A 9,462-nucleotide genomic window follows, 5' to 3' on the forward strand; every position below is an offset into this window, starting at 1 on the left:
CTTGGTCGCCTGGCAAGTGCCTTCGACACCTAACACGCCCAGGTCGGCCCCCCCGCGGGCGACCAGCGTCGGCGGGCGGGGCCGGTCGAGCACCGCCAGACCGTTACGGGCGGCGGCGGCCCGCAGCGCCGGGTCGGTCAGCTGGTCCGCGAGCACCGCGCCGACGCCGACCCGGAACAGGGCGTGCACCCGCTCGCGGGGGCTGGGCGCCGGCGGCAGCGGCGCGTCGTGCACCAGCGCCGGCCCGAGGCTCCCGGCCCACCGCCGCACCCGCACTCCCGGGTACGCCTCCGTCAGCTCGCCGAGGGATGCGATGCGCTCGATCCGGTCACCGGCGACCAGGACCGCGCCACCGGCGGTGGGTTCACCGGTCGGGGTGAGCCGCAGCCGGTCGGCGGCGTGGACGGTACGCACCGGTCAGTCGAGGGTGATCGGCCCGAGCGCGGGCCGCTTGGCGGTGACGAAGTCACCGGAGGAGCGGCCGGTGAGCCGGCGCCTGATCCAGGGGGCCAGGTGCTGGCCGGCCCAGCGCAGGTCGGCGGCGCGGGCGGCGAGCCACGGGGTCGGGGCCGGGTGCGGCGGCACCATCAGCCACTCCTCGTCGCAGCCGACCCCGAGCGCGGCGAGCACCTGGGCGGCGACCCGCCGGTGCCCGGCCGCCGACAGGTGCAGCCGGTCGGTGCTCCAGAGCAGCGGGTTGAGGTAGGTGTCGTCGGCGTAGAGGTCGACCAGGATCGCGCCGTGCCGCTCGGCGACCTCGCCGACCACCCGGTTGAGCAGGTTCACCCGGGGGGCGACCAGCCGCTGCCCGGGCAGCCGCGCCATCACGTCGGCGAACCGGAACAGGATCACCTCCGCGCCGCTCGCCCGCAGCTCGCCGATCACCCCGTCGAAGCGGGGGACGAAGGAGTCCGCGTCGAAGGTACGGCGCAGCACGTCGTTGCCGCCGGCCGCGAAGCTGATCAGGTCGGGCTTCATGGCCAGGGCCGCCGGCACCTGCTCAGCGACGATGTTCGGGAACAGGCGGCCCCGGATGGCCAGGTTGGCGTACCCGAAGTCGGGGCCCGCCTCGGCGGCGAGCCGGGTGGCGACCAGATCCGCCCAGCCGCGGTAGGTGCCGTCCGGATACGCGTCGTCCATGCCCTCGGTGAAGCTGTCACCCACCGCCACGTAGCTGCGCCAGTGCACTGCGCCTCCCCTTGACGTCCCGGCAGAACTGCGTCGTTCAGTTTGTCACCGCGCCCGGTGTCACCGTCGGCCCCCCGGCGCATGACGTGGCGGAGGTCATCGACGGGGCGGATTCCGTCGCACCGACCATGGATGATGTCGACCGGCTGCGCTGACCCGAACAGCGCGCACGAAAAGGGGCGGACCACCCACCGGTGGTCCGCCCCCCTCTCTGTCCGCGGGTCAGGCCGCGTACGCCAGCAGGGTCAGGTCCCGCAACGTGGCCGGCTCCTCGACGGTGCCGACCGGCTTGAAGTCCGCGTCGAGAACGGTGATGCCGGTCGTCCGCTTCACGATGATCTTGTTGTCGGCGGTGAACAGGATGCTGCGCACCTGACCCGCACCGGACAGCTCGACCACCTTGCTCGTGGTGGTGTCGACGACGGCGAAGCTGCCGTCGACCCGGGACGGGTCCGTGCCGTTCCAGCCGATGGCCACGTACCGGCCGTCCATCGAGACGCTGCGGGCCTGCCAGCCGTCGTGGTTCGCGGCCTCGTCCTTGGGCGGGTTGAAGGTGTACTGGTGCGACTGCTTCCCGTCCGTCACGTACGGCTTCCGGTGGTCGTCGACGGCGGCCAGCCACTTCCCGTCGGCCGACCAGCACCGGCTGGTCTCCTCGCCCGGGTCACCGACGACCGGCTTGCCGGCCACCATGTCCATCAGCACCGAAACCTGGCCCCGGTTCACCATCAGCTTGTCCCCGCCCTGCCAGACCAGCGCACGCGGGCCGAGGCAGTTGATCCCCTTCCCCAGGCTCCGCCGCTGAGAGCCGTCGATCGCCGACGTCATCAGGGTGCCGCTGTCGTCGCCGTTCTGGACCCAGGCGATCCGCTTGCCGTTCGGGGAGACGGTGACGGTGTTCTCGGTGCAGGAGCCGGTGCCGAACGGGATCCGCGCGGTCACCGTGTCCGTCTCGCCCTGGACGGCGTGGATGCTGGCCTCCTTCCCGCTCGTCCCCAGGTAGTAGCGGGTGCCAGCGAGCGCCTCGGCCGGGGTGTCGGAGTTGCTGACCGGGGCCGCGCTGGTGACGGCGGCCGGGGCGGTCGTCGCGGGGGCGCCGGCCGGCGTGGGCTTGTCGCTGCCGCAGGCGCTCAGGCCCACCGCGGCGAGCGCGGCGGCCGACAGGGCCACGGCGCGCCGGAGGGTACGGAGCCGGGCGGTGCGGGCGGCGGAGGCGGCGGAGGCGGCGGAGGCGGCGGAGGCGAAGACGGTCATGATTCCTGTCCTTGGGGGTGGCGGTGCATCGCTTTGACGCACTCCCAGACGTCAGGTTCTGAGTGGAGGGTTGCCGCCCCGCTGAGAAATTTTTTGACTGATCTTCAGCGATACGAAACAGGCCCCCGGCACCGAGGTGCCGAGGGCCTGTCGAGGCTGGGGAAGAGCAGATCAGGGCACGTACGCCAGCAGCACCTGACCGCGCACGGAGCCCGGCTCGGTGACCGTCCCGAGCTGCTGGAGGTCGCCGTCGAGCACGGTCAGGGTCTTGTCCCGCTGGACGATCGCCTTGCCGTCACGGGTGAACAGGATGCTGCGCACCGTGCCGGAGCCGGGCAGGTCGACCACCTTGCTGGTGGTGACGTCGACGACCGCGAAGCTGCCGTCGACCCGGGAGGGGTCGGTCCCGTTCCAGCCGATGGCCACGTACCGGCCGTCCACCGAGACGCTGCGCGGCTGCCAGCCGTCGTGGTTCGCCGCCTCGTCCTTCGGCGGCGTGTAGGTGTACTGACGCACCTCGCCCTTGCCGGTCACCCAGTGCTTGCCGGTGTCGGAGTCGGTCGACGCGAGCCACTTCCCGTCGGCGGACCAGCATCGGTCGGTCTCCAGACCCGGGTCGCCGTTGTGCGGCTTGCCGGCCACCATGTCCATCAGCACCGAACGGGTGCCCGTGTTGGCCATCAGCAGGTCACCGCCCTGCCAGACCAGTGGCCGGGGTCCGAGGCAGATGATGCCGGTGGCGACCGTCCGCCGCCGGGTGCCGTCAATCCGGGAGGTGACGAGCGTGCCGTTCATCCCGTCGGTGGTGCCCCCCTGCACCCAGGCCAGCCGCTTGCCGTCCGGCGAGATGGTGATCGAGTTGGCGATGCAGTTGTCCTTGCCCAACGACACCACGTTCACCTCGTGCCGCCCGGTCTGGACCACGTGGATCCGGGCCCCGCTGTCCGTCAGCTCCAGGTAGTAGCGGGTGCCGCCGAGGACGGCCGGCCTGGCCGGCGGAGTGCTGTGGCTGGTGCTCGCCGAGGCGCTGGCGGACGGGTCGGGGGTGGGGGTGACCTCGACCGGCGGGGCGCTGCTGGTGACCGAGGTGGCGGGGGCGGGCAGGTTCGCCTGCCCGTTCGGCCGGATCGCCAGGGCGGTGCCGGTGGCGACGGCGACCAGCACGAGGGCGGCGACCGAGGTGGTGACGGCCCGCTGGATGCCGATCCGGCGGGACGTCCGCAGGGCGCGGTCCCGGAGGTCGACGGGGGTGACCTCGCCGGCCAGGTCAGCCAGGTCGAACCGGAGACGGTCCTCGTTCATCGGGCGCTCCCTTCCATGACGTACAGCTCGGCGAGTTCCGGGGCGACGGTGCGCAACTTGGCCAGGGCCTTGGAGGCCTGGCTCTTGACGGTGCCGACGGTGACGCCGAGCAGGTCGGCGGCCTCGGCTTCGGTGCGGTCCTCGAAGAACCGCAGGACGAGCACGGCCCGCTGCTTGGCGGAGAGCTTCGCCAGCGCGGCCCGCAGGGTGAGCCGGAGCGTGGTCTGGTGGGCGTGGTCGGGGGCCGAGTCGCCTCCGCGCGGCTCGGGCAGGTCGCCCGGCATCGACTCGGCCACCTTCCGGCGTCGCCACCAGGACACCTGCAGGTGGTACATGATCTTGCGGGTGTACGCCTCGGCGTTGCCGCTCTCGTGCAGCCGGTTCCACGAGCGGTGGGTCCGGGCCAGCGCGGACTGGACGAGATCCTCGGCCAGGTGCTGGTCACCGGTCAGCAGGTAGGCCGAGCGCAACAGTGCGGGGGTACGGGTTCGTACGAACGAGTCGAACTCACTCAGGAGAGGGTCCACACGAGCCGATCCTTGGGGTCAGGTGGTGCATCAGCGTGACGCCACCCAAGACGCCACCCTTCCGCGCCATGGTTGCCGATGGGGGTCAATGATTTTCGGCGATGCTTCTCCGGTACTGCCCCCAGGGCCACCAACCGCTCGAACAGCTCACGCGGGGTCAGCCCATCTGCCCGCATCAGCTTCTGCCACCGGCACCCGGTCAGCGGAACAGGCAGAACGGGTGACCGGCCGGGTCCAGGTGCACCCGTACGTCGGCCTGGGGTTGGTGCTCCGCCACCGTGGCGCCGGCGGCGACCGCGTGGGCCGACGCGGCATCCAGGTCGTCCACCTTGATGTCGAGGTGGGCCCTCATCTGCGGCTCGCCGGGACCGGCCGGCCAGACCGGCCGTACGTAGTTCGGCTCGGTCTGGAACGAGAGCCCGGCACGGCCCTCCGGGGCGACCAGGGTGACCCAGTCCGGCTCGTCGTCCCGGCGTGACCAGCCGAGCAGTCGTTCATAGAACGCGGCGAGTTCCCGGGCGTCCGGCGCGTCCAGCACGGTGGCGGCCAATGCCAGCCGAGGTGTCTCTCCCACCCCCCTCGGATACCCCGGGAACGCATGATCCACTCGGTATGCGGCAGGTCGGGGCATCCCAGGCGGCGGACACCCCGGCCTGCCGCAAACCGCGCGAGGCGCGGCAGAGCGCGGGCGAGGCGCCGCAAACCGGGTCGAACGATGGCGGTGCGCGCCGTACGCTGCGGCAATGCTGCTGCGTACGTCGACTCTGCTGCTCCGGACCCTGCGCGAGGACCCGGCCGACGCGGAGGTGCCGAGCCATCGGCTCCTGCTCCGCGCCGGCTACGTCCGCCGCGCCGCGCCGGGCGGCTACACCTGGCTGCCGCTGGGCAAGCTGGTGCTGGACCGGGTCACCGAGATCGTCCGCGCCGAGATGGTGGCGATCGGGGACCAGGAGGTGCACTTCCCGGCGCTGCTGCCGGCGGAGCCGTACCGGACCAGCGGGCGGTGGACGGAGTACGGGGACGACATCTTCACCTTCGAGGACCGGAAGGGTGCCGCGCACCTGCTCGCACCGACCCACGAGGAGATGGCCGCGCTGCTGGTGAAGGACCTCTTCACCTCCTACCGGGACTTCCCGGTGACGTTGTTCCAGATCCAGACGAAGTTCCGGGACGAGGCCCGGCCCCGGGCGGGCCTGCTGCGCGGGCGCGAGTTCCTGATGAAGGATGCGTACTCGTTCGACCTGGACGAGGCCGGGCTGCAGGCGGCGTACGACCGGCACCGGGCGGCCTACGAGCGGATCTTCACGCGGCTCGGGCTGGACTTCACGGCGGTGCACGCGACGTCCGGGGCGATGGGCGGCTCTGCGTCGGAGGAGTTCCTGGCCGCCACCCCGGTCGGCGAGGACACCTTCGTCGGCTGCACGGCCTGCGACTACGCCGCCAACACCGAGGCGGTGGTGACCCGCGCCCCGGCCGGCGGCGACCCCGACGCGTACCCGGCGACCGAGGTGCACGACACCCCCGAGACGCCGACGATCGCGTCCCTGGTGGACCTGGCGAACGCCCGCGCGCTCGCCGGGCGTACCTACTGGACCGCCGCGGACACCCTGAAGAACGTCGTGCTGACCGTCCGCCGGCCCCGGGCCGAGCAGGCGGAGCTGCTGGTCATCGGCCTGCCCGGTGACCGGGAGGTGGACCTCAAGCGGGTCGAGGCGGCGCTGGCCCCGGCGACGGTCGCGGTCTTCGAGGACTGGCCGGCCCATCCGGAGCTGGTTCGCGGCTACCTGGGACCGCAGATCCTGGCCAAGCACGGCGTCCGCTACCTGGTCGACCCGCGGGTGGTCACCGGCACCGCCTGGCTGACCGGCGCCAATGAGCCGGGCCGGCACGCCACCAATGTGGTCTGTGGGCGGGACTTCACCCCGGACGGCACCATCGAGGCGGCCGAGGTACGCGCCGGCGACCCCTGCCCGGACTGTGGCGACGGTGAGCTGACCATCCGCCGGGGCATCGAGGTGGGGCACATCTTCCAGCTCGGCCGCCGGTACACCGACGCCTTCGCGGTCGACGTGCTCGGCCCGCAGGGCAAGCCGGTACGGCCCACCATGGGCTGCTACGGCATCGGCGTGTCCCGACTGGTCGCGTCGATCGCCGAACAGCACCACGACGACCGGGGGCTGGTCTGGCCGACGGCGGTCGCGCCGTGCGACGTACACCTGATCGCCGCCGGGAAGGGGCCGCAGCTCGACGCGGCGCTCGACCTGGGCGGACGCCTCGCGGAGGCGGGCCTGCGGGTGCTGGTCGACGACCGGACCAATGTGTCCGCCGGGGTGAAGTTCACCGACGCCGAGCTGATCGGCGTCCCGCGCGCCGTCGTGGTCGGCCGCCGGCTGACCGAGGGGTACGTGGAGTTGCGCGACCGGGCCACCGGCGAACGGATCGAGCTGCCGGTGGCGGGACTGGTGGAGCGGCTGCGCGACGAGCTGGCCGCGGCGCGCCACGACAGGGTGTAGCGAACGTGCGACGGGGTACCGCCCCAGGATCGACCGAGGCGTTCTTCGGAGGCTCTCATGTACCGGGTCAGCGACGTGATGACGAAGCAGGTGGTCTACCTGCCGGCGGAGACTCCGCTGGACGAGGCGGCCAGGGTGATGAAGGAGTCGGACATCGGCGACGTGGTGGTCACTGACGGGGCCACCCTCGCCGGCATGCTGACCGACCGCGACATCGTGGTGCGGGCGGTCGCCGAGCGGGCCGACCCGGCGAACACCACGATCGGGTCGATTGTTACCCGCGAGGTGGTGATGATCGAGCAGCACTCGACCGCCGGAGAGGCGGCCGCGCTGATGCGCGAACGCAACATCCGGCGGGTGCTGGTCTGCGACAGCGAGCGGAAGCTCGTCGGCATCGTCTCCCTGGGCGACCTGGCCATGCAGCTCGACCCCAACTCCGCCCTCAGCGACATCAGCGAGGCCGCCCCGAACATGTGAAAGCGGGGGCCCTTCTTAACGCCTCCGGTAGAGAAGGGGCCCCCGCTCAACAGCCAGGCCGAGCCCCGGTGGCACGGACGCGTCCGGCGGTAGCCTGGCGGTCATGCCCGAGATGCCGAGCAAGCTGGCCGAGATCGTCGACGAGTTCGCCGCCGCGCCGCGGGACGTGGTGCTGGAGATGCTGCTGGAGTTCGCCGACGTGATCCCACCCCTGCCCGAGGGGGTGGACCGGGCCGAGCTTGAGCAGGTCCCCGAGTGCCAGACGGCGTTCTTCCTGCGCGCCGAGGTCAACCCGGACCGGACGGTGAGCACCGTCTTCGACTGCCCGCCGGAGGCGCCGACCACCCGCGCGTTCGCCGGCATCCTCGCCGAGGGGTTGGCCGGGGCGAGCGCCGACGAGGTGCTGGCCGTGCCCGACGACCTCTACCAGCGGATGGGGCTGGCCCAGGCGATCAGCCCGCTGCGGGTACGCGGTGGCACCGCGATCCTGGCCCGACTGAAGCGCCAGGTCCGGGAACAGATCTCCTGATCGACGGGTTGTCGCTGGTCATGGAGATCGAGATCTACGCCGACGTGGTGTGTCCCTGGTGCTGGATCGGCAAGCGCCGGCTGGAGCAGGCGCTGGAGTCGTACGACGGCGAGGTGACGGTCCGGTACCGGCCGTTCCAGCTCGACCCGACGCCGGTGACCGAGCCGAAGCCGCTGATCGAGGCGCTGGGCGCGAAGTTCGGCGGCCGGGACCAGGCCGAGGGGATGGCCGCTCACGTCACCCGGGTCGCCGCCGGCGCGGGGATCGACATGCACTTCGACCGGGCGGTGGCCGCCAACACCTTCGAGGCGCACCGGCTCGTCCGGTTCGCCACCGAGCGCGGCCGCGCCGCCGAACTGGTGGAGCGGCTCTACCGGGCGCACTTCCAGGACGGGATCGACGTGGGGTCGAAGGACGCGCTGGTCACGCTCGCCACCGAGGTCGGCCTGGACGAGGCCGAGGCCCGGGACTATCTGGAGTCGAACCTCGGTCGACGCGAGGTGGCCGCCGACCTGTCGGCCGCGCACCAGCTCGGCGTCTCCAGCGTGCCGACCTTCGTGCTCGCCGGCAAGTACGCCGTCACGGGCGCCCAGGAGCCGCAGACCCTGCTCGCCGCCCTGCGCGAGGTGGAGCAACGCGAATCCGCCGGGTGATGTTTCACGTGGAACAAGATCGATGCGGGTGAGGGCCTAGGCCGGCCTGGCCAGGTCCTCCACCACCGTTGCCCCGGGCAGCACGCCGAGCGCGGGCCCGGGCAACGCGATCTTGCTGTGCCGTACGCCCGACCCGATGATCACGTGCGGCGTGGCGACCACCCGCGAGTCGACCAGGATCGGCCACTCCTCCGGCAGGCCGATCGGGGTGATCCCGCCGTACTCCATTCCGGTGAGCTCCACCGCGTCGGCCATCGGCGCGAAACTCGCCTTGCGCACGTCGAGCATCCGGCGGACCACCCCGTTCACGTCGGCCCGGGTGGTGGCCAGCACCACGCAGGCCGCGTACCGGGTCTCGCCGCCCCGCTTGCCGGCGACCACCACGCAGTTCGCCGACTCCTCCAGCCCCACCTCGTACGCCGCGCAGAACGCCGCCGTGTCCGCCAGTTCGGCGTCGATCGGGGCGACCAGCACGTCGTCGGCGTGCACCGGCGCCTCGTCCGGCCACTGCTCGAGCGCGGCGGCGACCGGTGGCGCCAGCAGGTCCGGTCGGGTAAGGGCGGGCTCGGTCTTCAGCGTCCCCATCACGAGTGCGATCCTCGCACCCGCCGCCCGGCTCCGCTCGGCGGCGTGCCGCCCCGCCCAGCACGCGGACGCCCGCCCTGGTCAGTTCTTGGACAGGAACGCGTTCTCCCGGTGGAACTCCTGGTCGTGGGCGGCGGCGAGCTGCGCCCGGCGCAGCGCCTCCGGGCGGTTCGCCTCGGCGTCCTCGATGCCGTGCCGGACGCCGAGCCGGATCACGCCGTAGAGGAAGACGAAACCGGCAACGTAGAGGATCACGGTGGTGACGAGAACCAGCATGCGGCCACGGTAGGGCGACCCGGAACCGCAGAGGGTTTCATCTTGGCCGGGATCCCCCGTACGCGCCAGCAAGGACAGGACCAGCTCCTCGACCGCCGTGGCGAACTCCACCAGCTGCCCGCCGAGGTCCTGGGCGACGCCCTTGAGCATGCGCGACC

The 9,462-nt window shown here is 72.2% G+C and carries 12 protein-coding genes; 4 read left to right on the forward strand and 8 right to left on the reverse strand.

Going from position 1 to position 9,462, the window contains the following annotated elements:
- The 6 genes from ACWEVO_RS19960 to ACWEVO_RS19985 all read right to left on the reverse strand — a co-directional run.
- A partial coding sequence (locus ACWEVO_RS19960; RefSeq protein WP_452309020.1) for a hypothetical protein occupies positions 1-414 on the reverse strand: 414 nt, incomplete at its 3' end.
- 3 nt (positions 415-417) lie between these two features.
- Positions 418-1,188, reverse strand: a complete 771-nt coding sequence (locus ACWEVO_RS19965) for an SGNH/GDSL hydrolase family protein (protein WP_452309021.1) — start codon at positions 1,186-1,188, stop codon at positions 418-420.
- Positions 1,189-1,410: 222 nt separating this feature from the next.
- Positions 1,411-2,442, reverse strand: coding sequence for a hypothetical protein (locus ACWEVO_RS19970; RefSeq protein WP_452309022.1), 1,032 nt, complete (start codon positions 2,440-2,442; stop codon positions 1,411-1,413).
- A gap of 171 nt (positions 2,443-2,613) precedes the next feature.
- On the reverse strand, positions 2,614-3,744 hold the full coding sequence (locus ACWEVO_RS19975; RefSeq protein WP_452309023.1) for a hypothetical protein: 1,131 nt from the start codon (positions 3,742-3,744) through the stop codon (positions 2,614-2,616).
- Entirely contained in the window at positions 3,741-4,271 is a 531-nt protein-coding gene (locus tag ACWEVO_RS19980) for a SigE family RNA polymerase sigma factor (protein ID WP_452309024.1), read from the reverse strand. The genes ACWEVO_RS19975 and ACWEVO_RS19980 overlap by 4 nt, the downstream gene beginning before the upstream one ends.
- A 199-nt stretch (positions 4,272-4,470) precedes the next feature.
- Positions 4,471-4,845, reverse strand: a complete 375-nt coding sequence (locus ACWEVO_RS19985) for a VOC family protein (RefSeq protein WP_452309025.1) — start codon at positions 4,843-4,845, stop codon at positions 4,471-4,473.
- 169 nt (positions 4,846-5,014) lie between these two features.
- Here ACWEVO_RS19985 and ACWEVO_RS19990 point away from each other — a divergent pair, with 169 nt between their 5' ends.
- From ACWEVO_RS19990 to ACWEVO_RS20005, 4 genes are all read left to right on the forward strand, one after another.
- The gene (locus ACWEVO_RS19990) at positions 5,015-6,784 is read left to right on the forward strand and encodes a proline--tRNA ligase (protein WP_452309026.1); all 1,770 of its coding nucleotides are present in this window, start codon (positions 5,015-5,017) and stop codon (positions 6,782-6,784) included.
- Between the two features lie 57 nt (positions 6,785-6,841).
- Positions 6,842-7,261 (forward strand): CBS domain-containing protein, encoded by a 420-nt coding sequence (locus ACWEVO_RS19995; protein ID WP_452309027.1) that lies wholly within the window; start codon positions 6,842-6,844, stop codon positions 7,259-7,261.
- A gap of 103 nt (positions 7,262-7,364) precedes the next feature.
- Positions 7,365-7,790 carry a SufE family protein gene (locus tag ACWEVO_RS20000; protein WP_452309028.1) on the forward strand — a complete coding sequence of 142 codons (426 nt, stop codon included), beginning with the start codon at positions 7,365-7,367 and terminating at the stop codon, positions 7,788-7,790.
- A gap of 20 nt (positions 7,791-7,810) precedes the next feature.
- A complete protein-coding gene (locus tag ACWEVO_RS20005; RefSeq protein ID WP_452309029.1) occupies positions 7,811-8,443 on the forward strand; it encodes a DsbA family oxidoreductase in 633 nt (210 codons plus the stop codon).
- Positions 8,444-8,479: 36 nt separating this feature from the next.
- Here ACWEVO_RS20005 and ACWEVO_RS20010 read toward each other — a convergent pair whose 3' ends face one another.
- Together ACWEVO_RS20010 and ACWEVO_RS20015 are read right to left on the reverse strand one after the other, a co-directional pair.
- Positions 8,480-9,028, reverse strand: coding sequence for a YbaK/EbsC family protein (locus ACWEVO_RS20010; RefSeq protein ID WP_452309030.1), 549 nt, complete (start codon positions 9,026-9,028; stop codon positions 8,480-8,482).
- A gap of 81 nt (positions 9,029-9,109) precedes the next feature.
- Positions 9,110-9,304 (reverse strand): hypothetical protein, encoded by a 195-nt coding sequence (locus ACWEVO_RS20015; protein WP_452309031.1) that lies wholly within the window; start codon positions 9,302-9,304, stop codon positions 9,110-9,112.
- Between the last annotated feature and the right edge of the window lie 158 nt (positions 9,305-9,462).

The sequence above is a fragment of the Micromonospora sp. NPDC003776 genome, assembly GCF_053605645.1.